This window comes from Bordetella sp. 2513F2, assembly GCF_054642735.1.
Genome location: NZ_CM137755.1, coordinates 2,554,581 through 2,580,841 on the forward strand (window position 1 = coordinate 2,554,581; position 26,261 = coordinate 2,580,841).

The window sequence follows — 26,261 nt, forward strand, 5'->3', positions numbered from 1 at the left end:
GCCAGCCGGGTCAAGCGCTACAGCAGCACCGGCTCGCCGCGCAGCCTGATTTCGGCCAGGATGCTGCCGCCACGCTGAGTCAATGAAAAGGTGCTTCTGCCCGGATACCGCAGATCCAGACGCCGGCGCAGGTTGCCCAGGCCCCCGCCACTGCGCACGAGGTCGTTGGGGGCCTGCAGCCTGCCTGGGTTCTCCACTTCGATGACCAGGTCCTCGCCTTCGCGGCGGATGCGCATGTCGATGGCAAAGCGCTCCTGCACGCAGCGCATGCCATGCTTGATGGCGTTCTCGACCAGCCCCTGCAGCATCATGTGCGGCAGCCATGCCCCCAGCGTATCCGGATCCACCCTGCAACGGTATTCGAAACGCTCGTCGAAACGCAGCGCCTGGATGCGCATGTAGTACTCCGCGGCCTCCACCTCCTCTTCCAGGCGGCACAGGCCCGCCCCGCCCTTGTCCAGCGAGTAGCGCAGATAGAAGGCCAGGCGGCGCGTCATTTCCTCCGCGATGGCAGGCCGATCGGCAATCTCCGCCACGATCGTGTTCAGCGCATTGAACAGGAAGTGCGGCTCCACCTGCAATTGCAGGTGCTCGAGCTCCAGCCGCAGGGCGCGGGTTTCGGCGTTCATTTTCGACATGCGCTCGCCACGCGCAGCCAGCTCGGCCTTTACCCCGAAAAACGCCAGCGTCCAGATCGAGAATATCCCCAGGTAATAGAGGAACGCCAGCCGGTACTGGCTGGCCGGCGTGAGGTTGATGTTCCCCGGCGGAAACAACCCGTGTATGCCATAGGCAATGGACGCCAGCAGCGCTGCCGCCGCGAGGCACAGCAGCGCCGCGCACGCGAGCACCAGCGCCGGGGCGGCCGTCCTGGACGAATGCCGTCCATGCCAGCATGCGGCCGAGCTGGTCAGCACGAAAGCCAGGGGCTCCATGGCCACAGTGAGCCAGAACGCGGCAACCGCATTGCCGAAGGCCGCCCATCGGATGAAGAAGCCCGACACCCCGAGAAAGAGCCAGCCCAGCACCTGGGCACGCCAGAACCGCGCGGAAGACTCGGCGCCGTGGAGGTCGGAGGCAATCGGGTTGGCGCTCATGTGGGTCTTGCCATGGGACGATTTGTGCCATCATCCCGCCCGGCATACACGGACGATGAAAGATGGCCTATATTTTTGGGGAAACCACCCAATAAAGCTCGATTTTTTCGACGAATCGGCGATTTTCATCGTCCGGCGCACAACAAAGAAGGCATGGCCTGCAGGCCGCGCAAGCGGCGGCGCAAGGCCCACACCAGGGGGAGAAGATGCAGGGGGAGAAGATGCTGCGCCTGCTCATCATCGACGACGAGGCGCCCGCGCGGCGCTACCTGCGCCGCCTGCTCGAGGCCCGGCACGACGTACGGGTCGAAGGCGAAGCCGCTACCATCGGGGAAGCGCGCCAGTTGATCCAGCTGCACAATCCCGACGCCATCTTCCTCGACATCGGGCTCGCGCACGGCACCGGTTTCGACCTGCTGGACGAGCTCGACACCATGCTCCCCGTGGTCTTCGTGACGGCCCACGATATGTATGCCGCACGCGCCTTCGATATCGAAGCGGTCGACTACCTGCTCAAGCCCGTCGAGCCGGACAGGCTGGCCCAGACCCTCAACCGGCTGCGGCCCCGCGCCGGCAGCTACGTCGCCACCCGCACGCGCACCGGCACGCGCCTCATCAAGGCGCATGAGCTGACGGTGGCCCAGGCGCAGGGAGACTACGTCATGCTGCACAGCGCCGTGCACGGCAACACCCTCATGCACACCACCCTGAAGCGCCTGACGGCGCAGTTGCCCTGCCCGCCGTTCTGCGCCGTATCCCGGTCGCTCATCATCAACATCGAGCACGTCTCCCACCTGACGAACCTGTCCGCCGCCCAGATGGAGGTGGAGTTCGACAACGGGGTCCGCCCGCTCATCCTGGGCCGCACGGCATCGCTGCGCCTGAGACGCGCCATGCCATGACGGGAATGCCTCACGCCAAGACCCGCCCTGCAGGTCGGAGATAGCCCCGGATCCGGCCGCAATGGTGTACTAATAGGGCGTCGAAGCGGACCGCATGGGTCCGCTTTTCCTGTTTCCCGCCCGTATGCCCGCCCCGTCCTCGTTCCATGCGCCCGCCCAGGCGCAAGCCCATCCGCTGCGCGTACTGCTCATCCTCAGTGCACTGATGGCCTTCGCCTCCATTTCCACCGACATCTACCTGCCCGCCATGCCCGCCCTGGCGGCGGACTTTGGTGCGGGTACCGGGCGCGTCGAATTGACGCTCTCGGCCTTCCTCATCGGCTTCAGCCTGGGCCAATTGCTCTGGGGCCCCATCGGCGACCGCATGGGACGACGCCTGCCGATCATGGCCGGCCTGGTGCTGTTCATGCTGGGATCCATCGGCTGCGCCCTGTCGGACAGCGTCTCCCAGATGCTGGGCTGGCGCGTGGTGCAGGCGCTGGGGGCCTGCGCGGGCCCGGTGCTGGCGAGGGCCATGGTGCGCGACCTCTACGCGCGCGACCAGTCTGCGCGCATGATGTCGACGCTGATGTTGATCATGGGCATCGCCCCGCTCGTCGGCCCCCTGGCCGGCGGGCAGATCCTGGCGGTGTGGTCCTGGCGCGGCATCTTCTGGATCCTGGCGCTGTTCGGCGCACTGGCGCTGGCCGCATTGCGCTACCTGCCCGAGACGCTGCCGCCCGATCGGCGCGTCACCGCGCCGCTGCATGGCGTGTTCCGCGACTACCTGGCCCTGATACGGGATCCCAAGCTCATACGCTACGCCCTGTCGGGCGGCTTCTTCTATGGCGCCATCTATGCCTTCCTGGCCGGCACGCCATTCGCATACATCGATTACTACGGCGTGTCGCCGCAAGCCTACGGCCTGCTGTTCGGCCTGAACATCCTCGGCATGATGGCGGCCAACTTCCTGAATTCGCGGCTCGTCATGCGCCTGGGCAGCGAACGCATGCTGCGACTGGGCGCCTGGGTGGTCGCCATGGCCGGCGCGCTGCTGCTCGCGACCACCTACTTCGGCCTGGGTGGCCTGGCCGGCCTGGTCGTACCGCTGTTCTTCTTCGTATCCATGAACGGCTTCATCGTGGCCAATTCCGTCGCCGGCGCGCTCTCGTCCTTTCCCCAGCAGGCCGGTTCGGCCTCGGCCCTGGTGGGCGCGACGCACTTCGGCTGCGGCGTGCTGAGCGCCGCCATGGTCGGCTGGTTCGCCGACGGCACGCCATGGACCATGGGCTGGATCATGGCGGCGTGCGCGGGCGGCTGCCTGCTGTCGATGCTGGCGCCGAGCCGGCGGCGATAAATGGGAAAGGGGGCCAGTGATTTCCATCACTGGCCCCCTCGATACTGCTGGTCGGGACGGCGGGATTCGAACTCGCGACCCCTTGCACCCCATGCAAGTGCGCTACCAGGCTGCGCTACGCCCCGAAAGAACGAAAGTATATCAGAACCAAAAAATTTGTGCACGGGCTCGTGCACAACGCAGCGATCAGGATTGCGGCGCGCCGGCCTGCTCGAGGGCCTCGCCCAGCATTGTCGAGATGCTGTCGAGTTCGGCGCGCAGGGACTGCAGTTCGGTGGGGCTCAGGCGCACCGCTGCATCGGCTTCATGCGCCATTTCGCGCACGTCGCCGAGGCGATTGCGCGCGCCGCTGATGGTGAAGCCCTGCTCGTAGAGCAGCGAGCGGATGCGGCGGATCAGCAGCACTTCGTGATGCTGGTAGTAGCGGCGGTTGCCGCGCCGCTTCACCGGCTTGAGTTGCGTGAATTCCTGTTCCCAGTAGCGCAGCACGTGTGGCTTCACGCCGCACAGGTCGCTGACCTCGCCGATGGTGAAATAGCGTTTCGCCGGGATCGGAGGAAGTGTGACGGCGGTGGAGTCGGAGCGTGTCATAGAAGAATTTTATGCCGCGATGTCCGGGAAATCCGATGACAATTGCCAACAAAGGGTATCACTACGGGTATCACTGCAGGCATCGTCGTGATGCCGTTGCAGGATTCATTGCTCGGGCGCTTCCTGATCCTGCCCGTCCAGCGGCTTGGCCTGCTCGACGGCGCTCTTGAGCTTCTGGCTGGCATGGAAGGTGACGACGCGCCGAGCGGCGATGGGGATGGTCTCGCCCGTCTTGGGATTGCGGCCCGGGCGCGGCGGCTTGTCGCGCACCTGGAAATTGCCGAACCCCGACAGCTTCACCGGTTCGCCGCGCGCCAGGGCGTCGCGGATCTCTTCGAAGAAAGTATCGACGATATCCTTGGCTTCCCGCTTGTTCAGGCCCACCCGCTCGAAGAGCAGCTCGGCGAGCTCGGCCTTGGTGAGGGTACGCGGTTCGGCAAGCATGGCATTTCCTATTGATCAGGCGCGCTGGCGGGCGCCGTGGCCGGCCACCAGCGCATCGCGGACGCGGGCCACGCAATCGGCCACGCGCGCCTCGTCCAGTGTGACTTCAGTGTCCTGTAGCCAGAAACGGAAGGCAAGGCTTTTCTCGGTGGCGGGCCGGCCTTCTCCGGCACGCTCGCGCCACACGTCGAAGAGCCGCACGTCGCGCACCACGGCCAGCGCCGGGTCGGCGGCCACTGTGCTGGCAACGGTGTCCAGCAGCGCCTGCGCGGGCACGTCCAGGTCGACCCACAGGGCCAGGTCGCGGATCACCACGGGCTGGCGCGAGAGCTCCTGCACGCTGGGCATGCGGGCAGCCTGCAGGGCTTCGACGTCGAGCTCGAAGACCACGGGCGGATGCTGCAGCTCGGCCTGCTGCGCAAGGCGCGGATGCAGCTCGCCCAGCCAGCCGACGACCCTGCCGTCGAGCAGCAGGCGCGCGCCGCGCCCCGGATGCAGCGCGGGATGTGCGGCCGCCTCGAAGCGCAGCGCCTGCGCGCGGGCGCCGAACAGGGCCTGCACGTCCATCTTCACGTCGTAGAAATCGACCTGGCGCGCCGCCTCGCCCCACTGCTCTTCCGAGACGGGGCCCCAGGCGGCGCCGGCCAGCATCAGCGGCTGGCTTACGCCGCCCACGGAGAGGTCGCCGTCCGGGACCGCGGGGTCGCGCCGGAACACGCGGCCCAGCTCGAACACCCGCACGCGGGACTGCTTGCGATTGGCATTGTGGCGGATGACCGCCACCAGGCCCGCGATCAGGCTGGAACGCATCACCGACAGGTGGCTTGCGATGGGATTGACCAGGCGCACCGGGTCATCGTTGCCGGCGTAGTCCTGCTCCCAGGCAGCCTCGACGAAGCTGTAGTTGACCACTTCCTGGTAGTCGCGCGCGGCCGCGAGGCGGCGCAGCGCATGCGGGCCGCGCAGCGTCTCGGGCTGGGCGCGCATCTTGGCGCGCGCCACCGGCGGCACGTCGGGGATGCGCTCGAAGCCGTGGATACGCGCCACTTCCTCGATGAGATCCTCCTCGATCGCCAGGTCGAATCGATACGAGGGCGGCGTGACCACGAAGTCGTCCGCGCGGCGCTCGAACGGCAGGCCCAGGCGCGTGAAGATCTGCGCCACCTCGTCGGCCGGCACCGCCACGCCCAGCACGCGATGGCAGCGCGCCAGGCGCAGCGTGACCGGCTCGCGCACGGGCAGGTTGACGACCTGGTCGTCGACCGGGCCGGCCGCGCCGCCGCAGATGTCGAGGATCAGGCGGGTGATGCGTTCGATGTGCTCGGGAATGCTGGCGTAGTCCACGCCGCGCTCGAAACGATGGCTGGCCTCGGAGCCGAACTTGTAGCGGCGCGCCCGGCCGGCGATGGCCGCAGGCCACCAGAACGCGGCCTCAAGATAGATGTTCTGCGTGTCCAGCGTGACGGAGGTGGCCTCCCCGCCCATGATGCCGGCCAGGCTCTCGACCCGGTCGCCGGCGGCTACTACGCCGACGCGCGGGTCCAGCGAAACGGTCTGGCCGTTGAGAAGCTCCAGCGTCTCGCCCTCGCGCGCCCAACGCACGCTGATGTCGCCGTGCACCTTGTCGAGGTCGAACACGTGCGTGGGGCGGCCGAGCTCGAGCATCACGTAGTTGGAGATGTCGACCAGCGCCGATATCGGGCGCTGGCCGGCGCGCTCGAGGCGCCGTTTCATCCAGTCGGGCGTGGCCGCGCGGGCGTTCACGCCGCGGATCACGCGTCCGGCAAAGCGGCCGCACAGGTCCGGCGCCTGGATCGATACGGGCAGGCGCGCATCGATGGTGGCCGCGACCGGCTCGGCGGCGGGCAGCGTCAGCGGCGCCCCGGTGAGGGCCGCCACTTCGCGCGCCACGCCCAGCACCGAGAGGCAGTCGGCCCGGTTGGGCGTGAGCTTGAGGGTGAATACCGTGTCGTCGAGATCCAGGGCCTTGCGCAGGTCGGTGCCGGGCGCGAGGGTGTCCGGCAGCGCCAGCAGGCCGCCGTGGTCCTGCGACAGCCCGAGTTCGCGAGCCGAGCACAGCATGCCCGAGGACGCCACGCCGCGCATCTTCGCCACGCCGATCCGCATGCCGCCGGGCAGCTCGGCGCCCACGCGCGCCAGCGGCGCGACCAGCCCGGCCGCGGCGTTCGGCGCGCCGCAGACGATCTGCAGCAGCTCGCCGGAGCCGTCGTCGACCTTGCACACGCGCAGTTTGTCGGCATCGGGATGCGGCGCGATCTCGACGATGCGCGCAACCACCACGCCGCTGAAAGGAGGCGCCGCAGGCGCGGTCTCTTCGACTTCCAGCCCGGCCATGGTGAGCTGATGCGCCAGCTCGTCGGTGGAAACCGCAGGATCGACCAGCGCGCGCAGCCAGGATTCGGGTATTTGCATGATCAGCCGTGTCTGTCTTATTCGTTGAACTGGCGCAGGAAGCGCAGGTCGCCTTCGTAGAACTGCCGCAGGTCATTCACGCCGTAGCGCAGCATCGTCAGGCGCTCGAGGCCGGAGCCGAACGCGAAGCCGATGTAGCGCTCGGGATCCAGGCCGAAATTGCGCACCACCTGCGGGTGCACCTGCCCCGAACCGGAGATCTCCAGCCAGCGGCCGCGGTTCGGCCCGGAGGTGAACATCATGTCGATCTCGGCCGAGGGCTCGGTGAACGGGAAGAACGACGGGCGGAAGCGCACCACCAGGTCGTCGCTCTCGAAGAAGCAGCGCAGGAAATCGGTGTAGACGCCCTTGAGGTCGGCGAACGAGATGTCCTCGGCGATCCACAGGCCTTCGACCTGGTGGAACATGGGCGAATGCGTGGCGTCGCTGTCGACGCGGTAGGTGCGGCCCGGCGCGATCACCTTGATGGGCGGCTTGTGCATGCGCGCGTAGCGCACCTGCATGGGGCTGGTGTGGGTGCGCAGCAGCAGCGGCAGGCCTTCGGCATCGTTCATGTCGACGTAGAAGGTGTCCTGCATGGAACGCGCGGGGTGGTCCAGCGGATTGTTGAGGGCCGTGAAGTTGGTCCAGTCGTTCTCGACCTCGGGGCCGTCGGCCACGTCGAAACCGATGGAGCGGAATATTTCCTCGACGCGCTCCCAGCTGCGGATGACCGGATGGATGCCGCCGAACGCGCGGCCGCGGCCAGGCAGGGTGACGTCGATGGTCTCGGCGGCCAGTCGCGCATCCAGCTCGGCCTGCGCCAGCGCAGCGCGCCTGGCATTGAGCAGCGCTTCCACCTGCTGCTTGGCCTGGTTGATGCGGCTGCCCATCTCGCGCTTCTGCTCGGGGTCGAGCTTGCCCAGGCCCTTGAGCAGCACCGTCAGCGCTCCTTCCTTGCCCAGGAAACGCGCCTTGGCGTTCTCCAGCGAGGCGGCATCGGCGGCGGCCGCGAAACTTTCTTCAGCCTGGGAAACCAGGTCGTCGAGCTGTTGCGTCATTGTTGTGAGCCTTCAAAACGCAAACGGGGCCAACCAGCCCCGTTTGCAGCGATACGCGATGAGTCCGCGATCAGGCGGCCAAGGCAGCCTTGGCCTGTTGCACGATGGCGGCGAAACCGGCCTTGTCGTGCACGGCCAGGTCGGCCAGCACCTTGCGGTCGAGCTCGATCGCAGCCTTCTTCAGGCCGGCGATGAACACGCTGTAGCTCATGCCCTGCTCACGCACGGCAGCGTTGATACGCGTGATCCACAGGGCGCGGAACGTACGCTTCTTGTTGCGGCGATCGCGGTAGGCATACTGCCCGGCGCGCATGACCGCCTGCTTGGCGATGCGGAATACATTGCCGCGGCGGCCGCGGTAACCCTTGGCAGCGGTGAGGACTTTCTTGTGACGGGCACGGGCGGTAACGCCACGTTTGACGCGAGGCATAGTGGATCTCCTATCAAGCGAACGGCATCATCGCCTTGACCGAGGCGACGTTGGTTTCGTGGACCGCGGCCGAACCGCGCAGCTGGCGCTTGTTCTTGGTGGTCTTCTTGGTCAGGATGTGGCGCTTGAAGGCCTGACCCCGCTTGATCGATCCGCTGCCGCGGACCTGAAAGCGCTTGGCAGCGCTTTTCTTGGTCTTCATCTTGGGCATGATGATTCCTACTGGAACTTTGTTGATCTCACATGGCAACAGGTGCCCGCCGGGAATATCCCGCCGGAACTTGGGCGTTCCCACCCTGCCCCCCGGCAATGCGCAGCAAAGCTTGCAGCCCGCAGCACATAACCGGTAAAGCAAGGCAGGACGAACCTGCGCCACTTCTCTTGGGTCTTGCTCTTAGGTCTTGCTCTTGGGTCTTTTCCCCAAACCGGGAAAAGCCCTTGATTATATGGCATTTTTAAGCGGAGTGTCGAGCAGGTCAGCCCGACGGACCTGCGCTGCGGTACTGGACCGCCTCCGCCACATGCACCACCTCGATGCAATCGGCCTCGTCCAGGTCGGCCAGGGTGCGCGCCACGCGCAGGGCGCGATGCAACGCCCGCGCCGATCCGTCGAGCCGGCGCACCGCCTGCTGCAGCAGGCTGCGGGCGGCGGGAGCCATGGGGCAATGGTACTGCAGGGCGGCGCCGGCCAGCGCGGCATTGGCGCAACCCTGGCGTTCCAGCTGACGCCGGCGGCACCGCACCACCCGCTCGCGCACCGGGCCTGATGGTTCGCCCGGCGGCGCCTCGAGCAGCGCCGGATCGGCCGGCGGCACCGTCAGGTGCAGGTCGATGCGATCGTGCAACGGCCCCGAGACCTTGCCGGCATAGCGCGCCACCTGGTCGGGCGAGCAGCGGCATGGCCGCGTGGGGTGCCCCCGCCAGCCGCAGGGACACGGGTTCATGGCCGCCACCAGCTGGAAGCGGGCAGGATAGTGGATGCGGTAGGCCGACCGGGAGATCGAGACCTCGCCCGTTTCCAGCGGCTCGCGCAGGGACTCGAGGGCGCGCCGGTTGAATTCCGGCAGTTCGTCGAGGAACAGCACGCCATGGTGCGCCAGGCTGATCTCGCCCGGCCGGCTGCGCATGCCGCCCCCGCCCACCAGCGCAGCGGCCGACGAGGTATGGTGCGGGGAGCGGAACGGCGGCTGGCCGCCCGGCGACACCGGGGCGCCGACCAGGCTGGCCAGGGCGGCGGCCTCCAGCGCCTGCCTGGGCTCGAGCTGCGGCAGCAGCCCGGGGAGACGGCGCGCCAGCATGCTTTTGCCGGAGCCAGGCGGCCCCACCATGAGCAGGCTGTGCGCGCCGGCGGCGCAGACCTCCAGGACCCGGCGCGCCGCCGGCTGGCCGCGCACGTCGGACAGGCACGGCACCGGCGGCGCTTCGGGCCGGGCCGCCGGTTCGGCCCGGGCCAGCGGCGCGGCGCCGGCCAGGTGCGCCACCACTTCAGCCAGCGTGCCGGCGGCCAGCACGCGCAGCCCGGGCACCCAGGCGGCCATCGCGGCGCTGGCTGCCGGCAGCACCAATTCCGCTTCGGGGCAGTCGCGCGCCACGCCCAGCGCCAGCGGCAGCGGCGCCGCCACGGGGACGAGCGCACCGGTGAGCGAGAGTTCGCCTGCGAACACCATGCGGGCCAGAACCTGGGCCGAGACCGCCGGCGACACGGCCAGCTGCCCCGAGGCCAGCAGCACCCCAAGCGCCATCGGCAGCTCGAAGCGCGCCGAGGCCTTGGGCAGGTCGGCCGGCGACAGGTTGACGGTGATGCGGCCGGGCGGGAAATCGAAACCGCTGTTGATCAATGCGGCGCGCACGCGCTCGCGGCTTTCGCGCACCTCGGTGTCGGGCAGGCCCACCACGTTGAATCCCGGCAGCCCCGGCCCGAGATGGGTTTCCACCCGCACGGCGGGGGCATCGAGACCCGCCAGCGCGCGGCTGGCGAGTACGGCTAGCGTCATGGCGGGCTCCGCAGGCGGTTCGGGCCGGCCAGTATGCGCAATCGCCGCGCCGTGCGCGACGCAGGCGGGACATCATCGTCCCTTGCGGATCACCCCTGGGTGCCGCCCTGCTGCGCCGCCTCCTGGCCGCGCGCCTCCAGGGCATCCAGCCGCGCCTGCAGCTGCTGCACCTGCTCGGCCAGTTGGTCGGCGCGGATGCGGGCCCGCGCCAGCAGGTCGGCCTGGACCTCGAACTCGTCCCGGGTGACCAGGTCCAGGCGCGTGAACGCCTGGCCCATCATGGCGCGCACATTGCGCTCCAGGTCGGCCGCCGGGCTGCGGGCGATGAGGTCGGACAGGTTCTTCTGCAGATCTTCCATCCATTGTGTGCGGTTCATGGCTACCTCGCCTTCGTGTGTGTGACAGACCCCGCCAGTGTAGAGCCTGGCGCACGCACGCTACCGGTGCATGGAAATTAAATGGGGATTCGCCGCCCGGTTTCCAACCCTCTGCGTACGGCGAAAAAAAAGCGGTCCGTGAAGGAACCGCTTCTGAAAGCACAGGAGAAAAACTGAATCGCCGCAGCGATTCCGAGAAGCTGCCCTGAGGCACACCCCGGGTCGGCACGGTTGCCCGGCCGAGCGAACGACATCGCTGCCATTCACCGCCAGATTCTTCATGAGCCCTCGCCCGGCCACAAGCGGCTACGTGTAAACCCCCGTATCAGGCTTTACGGGAATCGGCCCCGGATTCCTGCAATTCGCTACAAATTCGGGCGCTTCCACATATTTCGTTTCATAAGCTTTGCCACAAAGCGCATTGTTCCGCTTTGGTGCACCCGGTTTTCGCCCGCAGCACAAAAATGATGCACAAACGCACCGAATCAGAGCATTCTCTTTGCTGTGCCGGGGCACGCTGGGCGCGAAGAATTGGCATGGAACTTGCTTGATTGCACTCGCCCACGCGCAACCACGAGAGGAATAGCCATGAAACTCATCATCGCCATCATCAAGCCCTTCAAGCTCGACGAAGTGCGGGTGGCTCTGTCCGGCATCGGCGTCCAAGGACTGACCGTCACCGAGGTGAAAGGCTTCGGACGCCAGAAAGGCCACACCGAGCTGTACCGCGGCGCCGAATATGCCGTCGACTTCCTGCCCAAGCTGCGGGTCGAGGCCGCCGTGCCGGATCACCTCGTCGACCAGGTCATCGAGGCCATCGAACAGGCCGCCCGCACCGGCAAGATCGGGGACGGCAAGATCTTCACCGCTCCGCTGGAGCAGGTGATCCGTATCCGGACCGGGGAGTCCGGCGAAGCTGCACTGTAAAACGCAAAATAAAGACTCATTGGAGCCATGAAAAATGGATAAAGCGGATATCTCCTGGTTGCTCGTTTCCACGCTGCTCGTGCTGATGATGGCCGTGCCTGGCCTGGCCCTCTTCTACGGCGGTCTGGTACGCAGCAAGAATGTACTGTCGGTGCTGATGCAGGTGCTCTGCACCTTCGTGCTGGCCCTGGTGCTGTGGTTCGTCTACGGCTACTCCCTGGCCTTCACGGAAGGCAACGCCTTCTTCGGCGGCCTGTCGCGTGCATTCTTCTCCGGGATGTTCACGCCCGCCGACGGCAGCTATGCCATGTCCGGCTCGCTCACCGAGATCCTGTTCGCCTCGTTCCAGGCCACCTTCGCCGGCATCACCTGCGCGCTGATCGTGGGCGGCTTCGCCGAGCGGGCCCGCTTCTCGGCGGTGCTGGTGTTCACCGCGATCTGGTTCACCTTCGCCTACGTGCCCATCGCGCACATGGTGTGGTTCGTCTCCGAAACCAACCCCGGCCTGCTCAATGCCCGCGGCGCGCTCGACTTCGCCGGCGGCACCGTGGTGCACATCAATGCCGGCGTGGCCGCGCTGGTGGGCGCCTACGTGGTGGGCAAGCGCGTAGGCTACGGCCGTGAAGCCATGCAGCCCCACAACATGCCCATGACCTTCATCGGCGCCGCCCTGCTTTGGGTAGGCTGGTTCGGCTTCAACGCCGGCTCCGCCCTGGCTGCCAACGAAGGCTCCACCCTGGCCTTCTTCAACACCATGGTCGCCACGGCCGGCGCGGTGCTGGCGTGGGTCTTCACCGAATGGGCAGTCAAGGGCAAGCCCTCGATGCTGGGCGCAGCCTCCGGCGCAATCGCCGGCCTGGTGGGCATCACGCCCGCTGCCGGCCTCGTGGGCCCGGTGGGCGCGCTGATCATCGGCGTGGTCGCCGGCGTGGTCTGCGTGTGGGGCGTCAACGGCCTGAAGCGCCTGCTGCGCGCCGACGATGCGCTCGACGTGTTCGGCGTGCACGGCGTGGGCGGCATCGTGGGTGCCCTGCTGACCGGCGTGTTCAACGCCCAGGCACTGGGCGGCCCGGGCCTGGAAAGCGCCGGTGAAATCGCCGGCCAGCTGTGGGTGCAGCTCGAAGGCGTGCTGCTCACCATCGTGTGGTCCGGCATCGTGGCCTGGATCGCCTACAAGATCGCCGACATGCTGTGCGGCCTGCGCGTCCCCGAAGACCAGGAACGCGAAGGGCTGGACGTCACCAGCCACGGCGAATCCGCCTACCACAGCTGATCCCTTCCCTCCCCGCCCCGCCCGCCGTCTCCCGGGCCGGGGCAATGCGGGAAGCAAGCGGCGCCCTCCGGGGCGCCGCTTGCCTTTGCGGCAGCCGAAGCAGGCCGCGCACCGTGACGGGCGCCCGCCGGCGCAGGCTGCGGGAAAGCCGGACGGCTTCAGCCGCGCGGCAGGCTGGCGTCGATCAGACGTTCGGCCACGGCAACCAAGTACTTCGGCGGTCCGTCGCCGCGGAACAGCTGGCCGGTGATGAAAGCGCCTTCCAGCAGCAGCATCAGGCCGTTGCCGAGCTCCACCGGATCGGTGGCGCCCATGTGCCAGGCCAGGTCGACCATGCGCTCGCGCAACAGGCGCTTGTGCGCCACCGCGACCTGCCGCGCCGGATGATCCGGTTCGGGGTATTCGACGCAGGCATTGCTCAGCCCGCAGCCGCGGTAGCCGGGCATTTCGCAGGCGCGCTGGGCCAGCCCGCGGAAATAGGCGAGCAGCTGCGCACGCGGGTCGTCGGGATGTTCCGGCACGCCGGCTTCGAAGCGGGCCCAGAACTCCTGCTCGTAGTCGCGCAGGTAGGAGGCGGCAAGCTCGTCCTTGGACGAAAAGGCGCGGTAGAGGCTGGGCTTGGTGACGCCGGCCTCGCTCACGATGGCGTCGACCCCCACCGCACGGATGCCGTCGCGGTAGAACATCCTGCGCGCCGTCTCGCGGATGCGGTCGGCGGCTTTGGGCGTACCGGCCGTGGCCGGATGCGGCTGCTTGGAACCCATCGTGACTCTCCACAAAAGCGCTTGACGACGTTACTGACCGGTACGTACGATTCCGGTTCCGCATACGTACCGGTCAGTAACATGAGTATAGCCCGCCTTCCCGCTCCCTTTCGCCGCGCCGGGCAGAAGTACGCATTCGTCGTGGTGGCGGTGATTTTTCTTGCACTGCTGGTTTCGGCGGGACTGCGCTCCACGCCCAGCGTGCTGCTGGTGCCGCTGCAGGAGCACTTCGGATGGAGCCGGGCCACGATCTCGTTCGCGGCGGCAGTGGGCATCTTCCTGTACGGGCTGGCAGGGCCGTTCGCGGCAGCCGCGATGGAGCGTTTCGGCCTGCGTCGCGTGCTGATCGGCGCACTGTCCATCATGGCCGCGTCGAGCGCGGCCAGCGCCTACATGACTGCCTCCTGGCAGCTGCTGCTCACCTGGGGCGTGTTCTCCGGCATCGCCTCGGGCGCCGTGGCAGTGGTGCTGGGCGCCACCGTGGTGAACCGCTGGTTCGCCACGCGGCGCGGGCTGATGATGGGGCTGCTCACGGCCAGCACCGCCACGGGCAACCTGCTGTTCCTGCCGGTGCTGGCAGCGCTGGCCGCCTCCGGCGACTGGACCCGGGTGGTGTGGGCCGTGGCTGCCGGCGCGGCGGTAATGGTGCCGCTGGCGTTCTGGCTGGTGCCCGACCGGCCGGCCGACGTGGGCCTGCGCCCCTTCGGCAGCCCGCCCGATGCCCCGCCGCCGTCGTCGGCGCCGCGCCCGGGGCTGCTGGCCGCAACCTTCGGCGCCCTGCGCCGCGCCATCCGCATGCGCGCCTTCTGGTATCTGTTCGCGACCTTCTTCGTGTGCGGCTTCACCACCAATGGGCTGGTGGGCACGCACCTGATCGCAATGTGCGGCGACCACGGCATCGCCGAGGTGCAGGCCGCCGGCCTGCTGGCGCTGATGGGCATCTTCGACCTGGTGGGCACCACGGCCTCGGGCTGGCTCACCGACCGCTACGACCCGCGCCGCCTGCTGTTCATGTACTACGCGCTGCGCGGGCTGTCGCTGATGTACCTGCCCTATTCCGATTTCTCGTTCTACAGCCTGTCGATCTTCGCGGTCTTTTTCGGCCTGGACTGGATCGCCACGGTGCCGCCCACGCTGCGCCTGGCCACGGAGGCCTTCGGCGAGCGCGACGCGCCGGTGGTGTTCGGCTGGATCGTGGCCGGCCATCAGCTCGGCGCCGCCAGCGCGGCGTGGATGGGCGGCCTGGTGCGGGCTGAAACCGGCAGCTACCTGCTGGCGTTCGTGCTGGCCGGCGCCACCGGACTGGTTGCCGCAGTGATCTCGCTGCTGATCGGGCGCCAGCGCCCCGCAGCGGCCGGCCCCCGGCCGGCATGACGCGCGACGCGCGGGCCGCGATGCGCGGCTAGCCCGGTGCCATGGGCGCCGGCATCCATTCCGGCAGCCATTCGGCCACGAACGTGTCCCGGAAGGCGCGCAGCCATGCCAGCCGCGACTCGGCCAGGCGCCGCGCAGCCTCGGTGCGCATGGTGGCCGGCAGGCCGGCCAGCTTGGTCTCGATGTGATCCAGCGCATAGGCCCGGTCGTCGAGGGGCCGCCCGCGGGCCAGCGGATCGTGCGGATGGGCGAAGGCGGAGCCCATGCGGCCCGCCGTATAGAACAGGCGCGCGAGCCCCACGGCGCCGAGGGCGTCGAGCCGGTCGGCATCCTGCACGATGCAGGCCTCGATGGTGCGCGGCTCGATGCCGGCGGAATAGCTGTGGGCCTCGATGGCGTGGCAGACGGCGTCGAGCCTCCCTGCGGGGAAGCCCTCTTGCTGCAGCCGGCGGCGGGCCAGCTCGGCGGCCATGCGCGAGGCCTGCGCACGCTCGGGGTGGTTCTTGGGCAGGTTGACCAGGTCGTGCAGGTAGCTGGCAGCCAGCACCACCAGCGCATCCGCCTCCGGATGCGCATGGAGCAGGGTGCAGGCCAGGGCCCGCACGCGATGCAGATGCTGCAGGTCGTGCGCGCCATCGCCGTCGGCTTCGCCGGCCGCGATGGCGATGAGGCGTGGGGCCCAGGACTCGGGCGTATCGGACATCATGATGAAACGGTGCTGATCCTGAAATGGGGCGGCCCGCTGAAATGGCGCCGACCATGAAATGACGCGGATGAAGAAGTGACGCGGACGAAGTGGCGCGGATGCAGTGGCGCGAGTCCGACACCCGCAGCCGGACCGCACTGTATGAATATACAGACGTCGTGCAGTGCTGCCAACCGGGCAGGACGCCGGGGCAGGACACCGGGCAGGTCCGCCCGGCGCAGGCGGGCCGCAACCGCCAATCCCTGGCCGCCAATCCCTGGCCGCCGACGCCTGGCCCCCCGCTAGCGCCCGGCAGGTCCGTCCACCGGCCCGGCCTCGGACACGGCCTGGTACTCCGGCAGCTCGGCGCCGCAGGCCTTGCAGAATTTCGCGTCCGCGTCGTGGCCTTCGCTGAGGCATTCATGGCAGGTGCGGGTGGTGAGCCTGCGCGCCAGCGCGTTCTGGGCCAGCGTCATTTCCACCGTGACGATGCCGGTGGGCACGGCCAGCACGCCCCAGCCCAGCAGCATCATGATGGAGGCGAGGAAGCGGCCCAGGCCCGTCTGCGGCGTGATGTCGCCGAACCCCACCGTGGCCAGCGTGGAAATCGCCCAGTAGACGCCGGCAGGAATGCTGGTGAAGCCGCGATCCGGACCTTCCACGACGTACATCACCGTGCCCATCACCAGCACGATGGTGAGCACCACCGACAGGAACACCATGATCTTGCGCGCGCTGGCCTTGAGGGCACGGCCCAGCATCAGGTATTCCTGCATGAACCGGCTGAGCTTGAAGACGCGGAATATGCGCAGCAGCCGCAGCGTGCGCACGCCGATGAGCAGCGCCAGCTCGGGCATGAACAAGGCGGCATAGGCCGGCAGGATGGCCAGCAGGTCTATCACGCCATAGAAGCTCGACGCATAGCGCCAGGGATGCCGCACGCACACCAGGCGCAGCACGTATTCCACGGTGAACAGCGCGGTGAATCCCCATTCCAGCGCGCGGAACAGGCCGCCGTATCGCTGCGACAGGGGCTGCACGCTGTCGGCCATGATGATGACCAGGCTGAGCAGGATGGCCAGGATCAGCAGCTGGTCGAAACGGCGTCCGGCCGGCGTGTCGGCCTCGAAGATCACGGTGTAGAGGGACAGGCGCCAGCCCGACAGCGGCTTGCCGAGCTCGTCGGCAGTGGGATAGGCGCCCATGGAACGGGAACGTCGCGACAAACCATCATCCTCCAGTCCGGACATGTGCGCCACCATACCACCGGGCGCGGCGTCCGGCATGCGCGGCGGTGGTATCGTGCAACGAACCGGCGCCGACAGCGCCTCCTGCCCGATCCCAGCCATGCTGCATGTCCGCACCCCCCTGATCCTGCACGAAACCCTGTCCACGCCCGAACGCCGCGTCTGGCTGAAGCTGGAGAACCTGCAGCCCGGCGGCTCGTTCAAGATGCGAGGCATCGGCGCGCTGTGCAGCCAGGCTCGCGCCAAAGGCTGCACGGCCGTGGTCTCTCCTTCCGGCGGCAACGCCGGCATCGCCGCGGCGCTGGCGGCGCGCCGGCTGGGCATGGCGGCCACGGTGGTCGTGCCCTCCACCACCCCGGAGACCACCTGCCAGCGCATCGCCGCGCTGGACGCCACGGTGGTGGTGCACGGCGAAGTCTGGGAAACGGCCAACGCCCATGCGCTGGAGCTGGCGGCCGCCTCGGGCGCGCAGTACGTGCCGGCGTTCGATCATCCCGTCATCTGGGAAGGCCACAGCACGCTGGTCGACGAGATCGTCGAGGACCTGCCTGAATTCGACGCGGTGGTCGCGTCCGTGGGCGGCGGCGGGTTGCTGGCCGGCATCCTCAAGGGGCTGCTGCGCCACGGACGCGAGGACTGCCGCGTGGTGGCCTGCGAGACCGACGGCGCGGCATCATTCCATGCCGCCATGCAGACGGGCCATCCGGTGCGCCTGGACGCCATCACGTCGATCGCCAAATCACTGGGTGCGCTGCAGGTGGCCGCCTGGCCGGTGCAGGCAATCGCCGCATTCCCGCATGCCTGCGCCGTGCTCACCGACAACGACGCCATGCAGGCCGTGGTGCGCTACGCGGCCGACATGCGGCAGCTGGTGGAGCCCGCCTGCGGCGTGTCGCTGGCAGTGGCCTACCAGGGCCACCCCGCGCTGGCGCAGGCGCGAGACGTGGTCGTGGTGGTCTGCGGCGGAGTCAGCATCTCGGCGCAGATGGTGGCGCACTGGGAAACCGCGCTGGCCTGAGAACCGGGATTCAGGCCGCCTCGCGGTCCAGCGGCCGCGCCGCGGACTGCAGCCGCGCCAGCTCGAACGGCGGCCGGCCGGCGCCGCGCAGCCGGCTCAGCAGCAGGGTCACCAGCACCGGCACCAGCGCAGCCAGCAGGAACGACTCCAGCAGATGCACCGGCTTCTCGTCCGGGGCGGGGAACAGCAGCAGGCCCGCCGCCAGCCCCGCGAGCGTGGCCCATGTGGCCGTGACGCCATCGTGGCGCCGACTGAAGAGGCCGAAGAACACGGGAAAGGCCGCTGCCGAGCACAGCAGGTCGGCCAGCAGGAACAGGTACAGCACGCTGTATCCCTGCGCGGCCACGATCATCACCGGCACGGCCAGCAGGCACACCAGCCAGCGCGACAGGCGCATCAGCGTGGCCGTGCGCGCCGCGGGCATGAGCCTGCCCAGATCCACCGCGATCAGGCTCGACACCGCGCTGATCGCGGTATCGGCGCTGCTCATCACGAGCGCCAGGCCCAGGGGAATGAGCGCCACCGCCAGCCACGCCGGCGCATGCGGCATCACCACGGAGAACAGCGCCACCGAGCTGTCGCCGCCGCTGCCCATGCCCACGAACACCAGGCCGAACAGGCCCATCACGAAAATGAACGGCATCACCAGCAGCCCGCCCAGCAGGAAGCCGTTGCGCATGGTGCGCGTGTCGCGCGCGGAATAGATGCGCTGCCAGTTTCCCTGGTGGAACACGCCTGTGAGCAGGATGGCGACGAAGAAGGTCAATCCCGCCTTCAGGCCCGCCATGTCGAAGGGGTCCAGCAGGCGCGGAGCCTGGGCCTGCAGGCGCTGCACAGCAGGCTCGATGCCGCCGGCGGCCTGCCAGCCCAGCACCATGAGCACCAGCAGCAGCGGCACGATGATGATCATCTGAAGCTTGTCGGTGAAGATCGAGGAACGCAGCCCGCCGTATGCCGTGTAGATGAGGGTCGCGCCCATCACCACCGCCGCGGTCGCCCACAGCGGCACCGGCGCGATCAGCGTCACCAGCTTGGCCATGGCGGTGATCTCCGCGCACAGCGCAATGAACAGGTAGAACAGCATGATGAGCAGTGTCAGCGCGTACATGGGCCGGCCATAGCGCGCAATGAGGAACTCGGTGAGGGTGTGGCCGCCCGGCATGAGTTCGCGCATGCGCCGGCCCAGCGGGATCATGACGAGCCGCGGCGACATGGCGCCCAGCGCGTAGCCGATGACGGCGCCCAGCCCGCCCCAGGTGGCGGCCTGAGCTGGGGAGAACAGGATCCACGCGCCGAGGGACGAAGCCAGCAGCGTCAGCAGCGTGGCCACCGCGCCCTGGGAATTGCGTGCGACGATGTAGTCTTCGAGGTTGCCGCGTTCGCGGCGCGCGTAGAGCACGCCGGACACGGTGAAAGCGGCCGAGAAGGCAATGAGCCAGCACAGGGCGGCCGGGCTGCTGAGCATGATGTCGCGTCTCCCGCCGGCGGACCGACCGCAGGCGTGTGGCATGGCGCGGGATTGCGCCGCCAGAAGGAAGGACCGGATCGGGGCGCGGGGATGGAATGGGCGGGCCGGGCCCGCGGACGTCCTTCCCTTCGCCGGCATGACCCGGATCAGGTTCGAAGGGTCACGGTGCGACGGACGCGCCAGCCGAATCTCAGCCCTTGCGGGCTCCCCCAGGAACGGCGCAAGATTAGGAGAGGCCGCCGGGCTTGTCAATGCCGCGCGGCGGGGCTTTGTGCTAACGTGCCGTCTTTGCGACACGGGGTGTCCCGGGCAGTTCGGGGCTGAGATGACACCCGTCGAACCTGATCCAGTTCACACTGGCGAAGGGATGTCCTGGCAACGCTGCGCGGCACATGGCCGCATGCGCGCAATGGCCTCTTCGCCGGGTTTTCCGAGGCCTGCCATGCACGCATCCGACTCCTCCCCTCCGATTTCCGCACAGGTCGTGCTCGTCACGGGCGGCGCCCGCGGCCTGGGCGCCCACATCACGCGCGCGTTTCTCGGTGCGGGCGCCCGCGTGGTCGTCAATTACCTGAGCAGCGCGGCGGCCGCCGCCGCGCTGGCCGAGGCCGCGCCCGGCCGCGCCCTGGCCGTGCAGGCCGACGTGTGCGACCCGGCAGCGGTGCAGGCGATGCTGGCGCGGGCGGAAGACCACTACGGCGCGCCCGTGACCACCGTGGTCAACAACGCCCTGCCCCGCTTCGCGTTCAACGGCGACGCGCGGCCGCACGCCGACACGCTCACATGGCAGCACATGCAGCAGCAGATGGAAGGCATCGTGCGCGGCGCGCTCAACACGGTGCAGGCGGCGCTGCCCGGCATGCGGCGCGCAGGGCACGGCCGCGTCGTCAACATCGGCACCAACCTGTTCCAGAACCCGGTGGTGCCCTACCACGACTACACGGCGGCCAAGGCCGCGCTGCTGGCCTTCACCCGCACCCTGGCGCAGGATCTCGGACCCGACGGCATCACCGTCAACATGGTGTCGGGCGGCCTGCTGCGCACCACCGACGCGTCGGCCGCCACGCCCGCCGAAGTCTTCGACCTAATCGCCGCCAGCACCCCGCTGCGCCGCGTGACCACGCCGGCCGAGTTCGCCGACGCGGTGCTGTTCTTCGCGTCCCCGTGGTCGCGCGCCGTGACCGGCCAGAACCTGGTGGTGGACGGCGGACTGGTCAAGGGCTGAGCGGGCGGGAGGCTTTCCTCATGATGCACCTCAATCTCTTCATCTTCGGCTGCGGCCACCATCGCGCCGCATGGCGGCACCCGCAGTCGGCCGTGGAGCGGCTGGGCGACATCGCCTACTACGAATCGCTCGCGCGCACGGCCGAGCGCGGCAAGCTGGACGCCGTGTTCTTTGCCGATGGCCACAGCGCCGACAACGTGGGCGACGGGCCGCGCTGGTTCCTCGAACCGCTCACGGCCATGGCGGCCATGGCGCGCGCCACCACGCGCATCGGCCTGATCAGCACGGTCTCGAGCACCTTCTACACGCCCTTCCATGCCGCGCGCATGATGGCCTCGCTGGACCACATCTCGCGCGGGCGCATGGGCTGGAACGTGGTCACCTCGATGTTCGACGCCGAGGCGCGCAACCATGGCTACGACGCCATGCCGGACCATGCCTGGCGCTATGCCCGCGCTGAAGAGTTCGTGGACGCGGTGCTGCGCCTGTGGGATTCCTGGAGCGACGACGCGCTGCGCTGCGACCGCAACGGCGACTACGCCGACCCCGCGCGGGTGCGGCCGGTGCATCATCGCGGGCCGCATTTCCGCGTGGACGGGCCGCTCACCGTGCCGCGCCCGCCGCAAGGCCATCCGGTGCTGTTCCAGGCCGGCGCCTCGGGGCCGGGGCGCGACCTCGCCGCCCGGCGCGCCGAAGCCATCTACGCGGTAGCCTACGACCTGCCGGCCGCCCAGGCGTATTACCGCGACATCAAGCAGCGCGTGCGCGCCGCCGGCCGCGCCGACCCGGTGCCCATCATGCCGGGCCTGGTGACGTACGTGGGAAGCACCGAGGCCGAAGCGCGCGCCAAGCAGCGCGAGCTGGACGAACTGCTGCCGGTGGCCGCCTCGCTGCGCCAGCTGGGCACGTTCGTGGGCCAGGACTGCACCGGCTGGGACCTGGACGCCCCGGTGCCGCCGCTGCCGCCGCTGGAATCCTTCAACGGACCGAAGGGCCGCTACGGCACCATCCTGCGCATCATCGAGACCGAGCAGCCCACGCTGCGCCAGTTGCTGGGGCGGCTGGCCGCGGGCGGCGGCCACTGCACCATGGTCGGCACGCCCGAACAGCTCGCCGACCAGATGGAGCACTGGGTGCGCAACGAAGGGGCCGACGGCTTCAACCTGATGCCGCCCGCCCTGCCCTCGGGCATCGAGGATTTCATCGACCACGTGGTGCCCGTGCTGCAGCGGCGCGGCCTGTTCCGGCGCGACTACGAGGCCGCCACGCTGCGCGGCCACCTGGGCCTGGCCCGTCCGGCGGCCTGACACTGCCCGCCCCAGGAGCACCGCGCGCGGGGATCGGACGGCAATCGCCGTTCAGTCTTCGTGGACTTCGTGCACCGCGGCGGCGCCGCGCTTCCAGTAGCTGGCAGCGCGGATGCGCGACTTGGGAATGGCGTGGCCATCGACCATGGCCTGGCGCACCTGGCGCGACACGGCGGACTCGGCCGCCACCCAGACGTAGCCGTCGCCCGGGGGCAGCTGCAGGGCCTGTGCCGCCCGTGCCAGGGCATCGGGCCCGTCGGCATCGCGATGCAGCCAGCGCAGGTCGAGGTCTGCCTGGGTGGCCAGCGGCAGCTCGGCCTCGGCCGTCTCGACCTCGATGCGCACGATGGCGCGCCTGCCGGCGGGCAGTTCCTCGAGCCGGCGCGCGATGGCGGGCAGCGCGCTGCTGTCGCCCAGCAGCACGTGCCAATCGAATCCGTCGGGGATCACGAAGGAGCCGCGTGGCCCGCCCACGCCCAGCCATAGCCCGGGGCGGGCCTGGGCAGCCCATTCGCAGGCCGGCCCGGTGCCGTGCAGCACGAAGTCCACGTCCAGCTCGCCGGCCTGCGCGTCGTAGCGGCGCGGCGTGTAGTCGCGCGCCACCGGGCGCGGGCCTTCAGGAAACACCAGGCCGTCCGGGCCCACCTGCGGGACGACCGGGCGGGCCTGCGGCGTGGCGGGGAAGAACAGCTTGATGTGGTCGTCGAAGCTGGCGGAGACGAAACCGGCCAGGTCGGGGCCGGCGAGCGTGACGCGCGCCATGTAGGGACTGAGGCGCGCCACCCGCGCCACCTGGAGCATTCTTATCTTGATGGGATGACGTACGCGCTGGACAGTGAGTTCGGACATGGTGATCGGAAGTTGAAGAGGGTTCAGGTACAGGAGGAGCCCGCGTCGATGTCGGCGACCGCGCGCCGCAGGATGGCGGCGATGCGCCGCTGCTCCGCCGGCGCCGCGCCCGAGCGGCGCAGCATCGCCGCCTTGAGGGCCTGGCGGGCATCGACGAACTCGGGCACCCAGCCGGTGGCCAGGTCCTGCCCTTCGTCGCCCAGGCGCGGCGCATCGCCCGACCAGGCGCGTTGCATCCAGGCCATCTTGCGGGCCACGTGAGCCAGGTTCTCGGAGATTTCGGCCAGCCGCTCACGCTGCTGCGCCAGCTGGGCCGCGCCGGCGTCGGTGAGGTGGTAGCGCTTCTTGCCGCCCTCGGCCGCGGCCAGCGCCAGGCCCTGGTCTTCGAGGCAGGCCAGCGCCGGGTACACCATGCCGGGACTGGGCGCGTAATAGCCGTTGGTGCGCGCCGCCAGGGCCTTCATCAGCTCATAGCCGTGACTGGGCCCGGCCTCGAGCAGGCCGAGCAGCATGAGCTGGAGATCTTCGCTGGAGAATTTGCGACCGCGCCGCCAGTCGTGTGCGCCGTCGGGAATGGGGGGCTTCATGGTGAAGATATATCGTAAGACATATCTTAAGATATACTCCTGTGCCACGGCCCGTCAAGCATTGCGTCAACCCGCGCTTGCTACACTGGCCGCAGCACGTGCGCCGTGCGCCCCGCGGCGCCGCCGCAGGGATACGAGACAATGACGCAACGCAGGCAGGTTTCACGCGGACAGGCGTTCCAGGACGTCCTGGGATTCACTTTCGGACACTGGCGGCGCCAGCCGCTGCGCATCGCGGCCATCGCGGCCATGGTGCTGCTGTCGGCGATGGCCGACGTACTCACGCCGTTGTTTGCCGGCCGGCTGGTCGACGCCGTGGCCTCTGCCCCGGCCGGCGAAGCGGCATCCTGGGAAGCCGCCCTCGCCGCGTTCTGGACGCTGGCCGCGCTGGGCGTGGGCAGCACGCTGCTGCGCCAGGGGGTCTATCACAACATCATCCGGCTCACGCTGCGCATGATGAGCGATATCGCCGCCCATGCCTTCCATCGCGTGCAGCGCTTTTCCACCGACTGGCACGCCAACAGCTTCGCCGGTTCCACCGTGCGCAAGATCACGCGCGGCATGTGGGCCCTCGACCTGCTCAACGATACGCTGCTGATCGCCCTGTTCCCCTCGCTGGCCATGCTGGTCGGCGCGACCGTGCTGCTGGGCTGGCACTGGCCGCTGATGGGGCTGGTGGTGGGCGCGGGATCCCTCGTGTACATCAGCGTCACGGTGGTGCTGTCGCTGGCCTACGTGGCGCCGTCGGCGCGCCTGGCCAATGCCTGGGATACGCGCATGGGCGGCGCGCTGGCCGATGCCGTAAGCTGCAACCCCGTGGTCAAGGCCTTCGGCGCCGAGGAGCGCGAGGAAGCCCGCCTGGCGCGCGTGGTGGCGAAATGGCGCAGCCGCACCCGCCGCACCTGGGTGCGCGGCACCATCAACGGCGGCGTCCAGGGCGGCATGCTGGTCGCCATGCAGGCCGCCATCCTCGGCGTGGCGCTGCTGATGTGGTCGCGCAATGAAGCCAGCGTGGGCGACATCACCTTCGCGCTCACCATGTTCTTCATGCTGCAGGGCTATCTGCGCGACGTAGGCATGCACATCCGCAACCTGCAGCGCTCGGTCAACGACATGGAAGAACTGGTGGCCCTGGAACGGCAGCCGCTAGGGGTGGAAGACGTGCCCGGCGCACGCCCGCTGCGCATCACCCGCGGCGAGATCCGCTTCGAGCACGTCAGCTTCCACTACGGCCGCCACGACACGCCGCTCTACCAGGATTTTTCCGTACGCATCGCGCCCGGCGAGCGCGTGGGCCTGGTGGGCCATTCAGGCTCGGGCAAGACCACTTTCATCAAGCTCATACAACGGCTGTACGACGTGAGCGGCGGACGCATCACGATCGACGGGCAGGACATCGCGCGCGTCTCCCAGGCCTCGCTGCGCAGCCAGATCGCCATCGTCCAGCAGGAACCCGTGCTGTTCCACCGCACGCTGGCGGAGAACATCGCGTACGCCCGCCCCGGCGCCACCCGCGTCGAGATCGAAGCGGCGGCACGCCAGGCCAGCGCGCACGACTTCATCATGGCCCTGCCGCGCGGCTACGACACCCTGGTCGGCGAACGCGGCATCAAGCTGTCGGGCGGCGAGCGCCAGCGCGTCGCCATCGCGCGCGCCTTCCTGGCCGACGCGCCCATCCTCATCCTCGACGAGGCCACGTCCAGCCTGGACAGCGAGAGCGAGATGCTCATCCAGCAGGCCATGGAGCGCCTGATGGTGGGCCGCACCACGCTGGTGGTGGCGCACCGCCTCTCCACGGTACGCGCGCTCGACCGCCTGCTGGTGATGGAGCGCGGCAAGGTGATCGAGGAAGGCACCCACGAAGCGCTGATCCAGCTGCCCAGCGGCGCGTACCGGCGCCTCTTCGAACGCCAGGCGCTGGAACTGACGCGAGGGCTTCCCGGCGCCACGTCAACCGCGCCGGATGCGGGCCGGGATGCCGCGGCCCGGATCGTCGCATCCTGAGACTGAGCGCCGCCGCACACGCCCCGGCATCAGCGATGGGCGTCGTGCTCGCCGTGGGCGCGGCGCTCGGCGGTGTCCCGGCCCACGAGCTTGTTGAAGCGCCCGCCGGGCTCATACAGCAGCGCCAGTTCGTGCGATTCGAAGGTGTCGAAGAACTCTTCCCACGGGATCTCCATCAGCGCGTCGTGGTCTGCGTCCGGCGCATCGGGAAAGAGAAAGCGCAGGATGCCCGCCCCGCCCTGGCCGTGGGTGCGCTTCACGGCGGCTGGCCGGGCCTGCTGGCGTTCGGCCCAGTCGCGGATGGTCTGTCGGTCGGTGGTGGTCTCGGCCATCTGGCGTGCTCCCGGATGATGGGTCTTCAATGGACGCTGCCGGCGCGGACGCTGCCGTCGCCCTGCAACGCCGGGTTGCGCCCCGGCGCGTCGTGGACCGTCAGGCGGTCGTCCACGGCAGTGACGCCGTCCATCGCGGCAACGGCGGAGACGAGACGCTCGTGCTCATCGGCCAGGATGCTGCCTTCCAGCGTGATGCAGCCCTCGGCCGCCGTCACGTGGATGGCGCCTGCCCGGCTCACCATGCGCCCCAGCCGGGATCGCACCCGGCCTTCCAGTTGCGCGTCGCTCTCGACTTCGCGGCCGCCCTGCAGGCGCGCGGCGGCGCCATGGATGCGGTCGGCGACATAGCGCGTGCGTGCGCGCGCGCGCCGCTCGACCTGATGCCGGCCCGCGCTGACCTTGTCGCGCACGAGCGCCCGGCGGCGCGCTCCCGATTCGGGATCCAGGTAGTACATGGCCGCGGCTCCGGCTGCCAGGGCGGCGGCGCAATTCAGCAAGGCTTTCATGAATGCCTCCTCGATATCCATTACATGGCATGGCGCACGCCAGGGTGC

General features: G+C 69.0%; 26 protein-coding genes, 1 tRNA gene and 2 riboswitches. Of the genes, 9 read left to right on the forward strand and 18 right to left on the reverse strand.

Going from position 1 to position 26,261, the window contains the following annotated elements:
* Positions 1 to 17 precede the first annotated feature (17 nt).
* On the reverse strand, positions 18 to 1,097 hold the full coding sequence (locus ACYBYQ_RS12135) for a sensor histidine kinase (RefSeq protein ID WP_459614447.1): 1,080 nt from the start codon (positions 1,095 to 1,097) through the stop codon (positions 18 to 20).
* A gap of 206 nt (positions 1,098 to 1,303) precedes the next feature.
* Here ACYBYQ_RS12135 and ACYBYQ_RS12140 point away from each other — a divergent pair, with 206 nt between their 5' ends.
* A complete protein-coding gene (locus tag ACYBYQ_RS12140; RefSeq protein ID WP_459614448.1) occupies positions 1,304 to 1,999 on the forward strand; it encodes a LytR/AlgR family response regulator transcription factor in 696 nt (231 codons plus the stop codon).
* Positions 2,000 to 2,093: 94 nt separating this feature from the next.
* Entirely contained in the window at positions 2,094 to 3,335 is a 1,242-nt protein-coding gene (locus ACYBYQ_RS12145) for a Bcr/CflA family multidrug efflux MFS transporter (RefSeq protein ID WP_459614449.1), read from the forward strand.
* Positions 3,336 to 3,383: 48 nt separating this feature from the next.
* Here the strand turns inward: ACYBYQ_RS12145 and ACYBYQ_RS12150 are convergent.
* From ACYBYQ_RS12150 to ACYBYQ_RS12190, 9 genes are all read right to left on the reverse strand, one after another.
* Positions 3,384 to 3,460 (reverse strand) — tRNA-Pro (locus ACYBYQ_RS12150).
* 61 nt (positions 3,461 to 3,521) lie between these two features.
* A complete protein-coding gene (locus tag ACYBYQ_RS12155; protein ID WP_459614450.1) occupies positions 3,522 to 3,926 on the reverse strand; it encodes a MerR family transcriptional regulator in 405 nt (134 codons plus the stop codon).
* A gap of 105 nt (positions 3,927 to 4,031) precedes the next feature.
* Positions 4,032 to 4,382, reverse strand: coding sequence for an integration host factor subunit alpha (locus ACYBYQ_RS12160; protein WP_459618769.1), 351 nt, complete (start codon positions 4,380 to 4,382; stop codon positions 4,032 to 4,034).
* Positions 4,383 to 4,385: 3 nt separating this feature from the next.
* Positions 4,386 to 6,803: a phenylalanine--tRNA ligase subunit beta gene (gene pheT / locus ACYBYQ_RS12165; protein WP_459614451.1), complete on the reverse strand. Its 2,418-nt coding sequence runs from the start codon at positions 6,801 to 6,803 to the stop codon at positions 4,386 to 4,388.
* A gap of 17 nt (positions 6,804 to 6,820) precedes the next feature.
* Positions 6,821 to 7,843: a phenylalanine--tRNA ligase subunit alpha gene (gene pheS / locus ACYBYQ_RS12170; protein WP_459614452.1), complete on the reverse strand. Its 1,023-nt coding sequence runs from the start codon at positions 7,841 to 7,843 to the stop codon at positions 6,821 to 6,823.
* 70 nt (positions 7,844 to 7,913) lie between these two features.
* A complete protein-coding gene (gene rplT, locus ACYBYQ_RS12175; protein ID WP_459614453.1) occupies positions 7,914 to 8,273 on the reverse strand; it encodes a 50S ribosomal protein L20 in 360 nt (119 codons plus the stop codon).
* Positions 8,274 to 8,286: 13 nt separating this feature from the next.
* Positions 8,287 to 8,484, reverse strand: a complete 198-nt coding sequence (rpmI, locus tag ACYBYQ_RS12180) for a 50S ribosomal protein L35 (protein ID WP_006387997.1) — start codon at positions 8,482 to 8,484, stop codon at positions 8,287 to 8,289.
* 265 nt (positions 8,485 to 8,749) lie between these two features.
* Positions 8,750 to 10,267: a YifB family Mg chelatase-like AAA ATPase gene (locus ACYBYQ_RS12185; protein ID WP_459614454.1), complete on the reverse strand. Its 1,518-nt coding sequence runs from the start codon at positions 10,265 to 10,267 to the stop codon at positions 8,750 to 8,752.
* 89 nt (positions 10,268 to 10,356) lie between these two features.
* Positions 10,357 to 10,644: an accessory factor UbiK family protein gene (locus ACYBYQ_RS12190; RefSeq protein WP_459614455.1), complete on the reverse strand. Its 288-nt coding sequence runs from the start codon at positions 10,642 to 10,644 to the stop codon at positions 10,357 to 10,359.
* A gap of 588 nt (positions 10,645 to 11,232) precedes the next feature.
* Here ACYBYQ_RS12190 and ACYBYQ_RS12195 point away from each other — a divergent pair.
* Together ACYBYQ_RS12195 and amt are read left to right on the forward strand one after the other, a co-directional pair.
* Positions 11,233 to 11,571: a P-II family nitrogen regulator gene (locus ACYBYQ_RS12195; protein ID WP_459614456.1), complete on the forward strand. Its 339-nt coding sequence runs from the start codon at positions 11,233 to 11,235 to the stop codon at positions 11,569 to 11,571.
* A 34-nt stretch (positions 11,572 to 11,605) separates the two neighbouring features.
* Positions 11,606 to 12,844: an ammonium transporter gene (gene amt / locus ACYBYQ_RS12200; RefSeq protein WP_459614457.1), complete on the forward strand. Its 1,239-nt coding sequence runs from the start codon at positions 11,606 to 11,608 to the stop codon at positions 12,842 to 12,844.
* 158 nt (positions 12,845 to 13,002) lie between these two features.
* On the opposite strand, the gene ACYBYQ_RS12205 is transcribed toward amt, so the two are convergent.
* Entirely contained in the window at positions 13,003 to 13,608 is a 606-nt protein-coding gene (locus ACYBYQ_RS12205; protein WP_459614458.1) for a TetR/AcrR family transcriptional regulator, read from the reverse strand.
* Positions 13,609 to 13,689: 81 nt separating this feature from the next.
* Between ACYBYQ_RS12205 and ACYBYQ_RS12210 the strand changes: the two genes are divergently transcribed.
* The gene (locus ACYBYQ_RS12210) at positions 13,690 to 14,982 is read left to right on the forward strand and encodes an MFS transporter (protein WP_459614459.1); all 1,293 of its coding nucleotides are present in this window, start codon (positions 13,690 to 13,692) and stop codon (positions 14,980 to 14,982) included.
* A 28-nt stretch (positions 14,983 to 15,010) separates the two neighbouring features.
* On the opposite strand, the gene ACYBYQ_RS12215 is transcribed toward ACYBYQ_RS12210, so the two are convergent.
* Together ACYBYQ_RS12215 and ACYBYQ_RS12220 are read right to left on the reverse strand one after the other, a co-directional pair.
* Complete coding sequence (locus tag ACYBYQ_RS12215) at positions 15,011 to 15,685, reverse strand: HD domain-containing protein (RefSeq protein WP_459618770.1); 675 nt, start codon at positions 15,683 to 15,685, stop codon at positions 15,011 to 15,013.
* Positions 15,686 to 15,969: 284 nt separating this feature from the next.
* Positions 15,970 to 16,872, reverse strand: a complete 903-nt coding sequence (locus ACYBYQ_RS12220) for an ion transporter (protein ID WP_459618771.1) — start codon at positions 16,870 to 16,872, stop codon at positions 15,970 to 15,972.
* 142 nt (positions 16,873 to 17,014) lie between these two features.
* Between ACYBYQ_RS12220 and ACYBYQ_RS12225 the strand changes: the two genes are divergently transcribed.
* Positions 17,015 to 17,932: a pyridoxal-phosphate dependent enzyme gene (locus ACYBYQ_RS12225; RefSeq protein ID WP_459614460.1), complete on the forward strand. Its 918-nt coding sequence runs from the start codon at positions 17,015 to 17,017 to the stop codon at positions 17,930 to 17,932.
* A gap of 10 nt (positions 17,933 to 17,942) precedes the next feature.
* Here ACYBYQ_RS12225 and ACYBYQ_RS12230 read toward each other — a convergent pair whose 3' ends face one another.
* Positions 17,943 to 19,397, reverse strand: a complete 1,455-nt coding sequence (locus ACYBYQ_RS12230; protein ID WP_459614461.1) for a sodium:solute symporter family transporter — start codon at positions 19,395 to 19,397, stop codon at positions 17,943 to 17,945.
* A gap of 109 nt (positions 19,398 to 19,506) precedes the next feature.
* A riboswitch (TPP riboswitch) is annotated at positions 19,507 to 19,621 on the reverse strand.
* Positions 19,622 to 19,686: 65 nt separating this feature from the next.
* A riboswitch (TPP riboswitch) is annotated at positions 19,687 to 19,785 on the forward strand.
* A gap of 57 nt (positions 19,786 to 19,842) precedes the next feature.
* Between ACYBYQ_RS12230 and ACYBYQ_RS12235 the strand changes: the two genes are divergently transcribed.
* Positions 19,843 to 20,625, forward strand: a complete 783-nt coding sequence (locus tag ACYBYQ_RS12235) for a 3-oxoacyl-ACP reductase (protein ID WP_459614462.1) — start codon at positions 19,843 to 19,845, stop codon at positions 20,623 to 20,625.
* A 20-nt stretch (positions 20,626 to 20,645) separates the two neighbouring features.
* On the forward strand, positions 20,646 to 21,932 hold the full coding sequence (locus ACYBYQ_RS12240) for an LLM class flavin-dependent oxidoreductase (protein ID WP_459614463.1): 1,287 nt from the start codon (positions 20,646 to 20,648) through the stop codon (positions 21,930 to 21,932).
* Between the two features lie 51 nt (positions 21,933 to 21,983).
* On the opposite strand, the gene ACYBYQ_RS12245 is transcribed toward ACYBYQ_RS12240, so the two are convergent.
* Entirely contained in the window at positions 21,984 to 22,787 is an 804-nt protein-coding gene (locus ACYBYQ_RS12245) for a siderophore-interacting protein (protein ID WP_459618772.1), read from the reverse strand.
* A gap of 17 nt (positions 22,788 to 22,804) precedes the next feature.
* A complete protein-coding gene (locus ACYBYQ_RS12250; protein ID WP_459614464.1) occupies positions 22,805 to 23,368 on the reverse strand; it encodes a PadR family transcriptional regulator in 564 nt (187 codons plus the stop codon).
* Positions 23,369 to 23,509: 141 nt separating this feature from the next.
* Here ACYBYQ_RS12250 and ACYBYQ_RS12255 point away from each other — a divergent pair, with 141 nt between their 5' ends.
* Positions 23,510 to 25,372, forward strand: a complete 1,863-nt coding sequence (locus tag ACYBYQ_RS12255; RefSeq protein ID WP_459614465.1) for an ABC transporter ATP-binding protein — start codon at positions 23,510 to 23,512, stop codon at positions 25,370 to 25,372.
* A 29-nt stretch (positions 25,373 to 25,401) separates the two neighbouring features.
* Here the strand turns inward: ACYBYQ_RS12255 and ACYBYQ_RS12260 are convergent, their stop codons facing one another.
* The gene (locus ACYBYQ_RS12260; RefSeq protein ID WP_459614466.1) at positions 25,402 to 25,734 is read right to left on the reverse strand and encodes a hypothetical protein; all 333 of its coding nucleotides are present in this window, start codon (positions 25,732 to 25,734) and stop codon (positions 25,402 to 25,404) included.
* Positions 25,731 to 26,213 carry a BON domain-containing protein gene (locus tag ACYBYQ_RS12265; protein WP_459614467.1) on the reverse strand — a complete coding sequence of 161 codons (483 nt, stop codon included), beginning with the start codon at positions 26,211 to 26,213 and terminating at the stop codon, positions 25,731 to 25,733. The genes ACYBYQ_RS12260 and ACYBYQ_RS12265 overlap by 4 nt, the downstream gene beginning before the upstream one ends.
* Positions 26,214 to 26,261 lie beyond the last annotated feature (48 nt).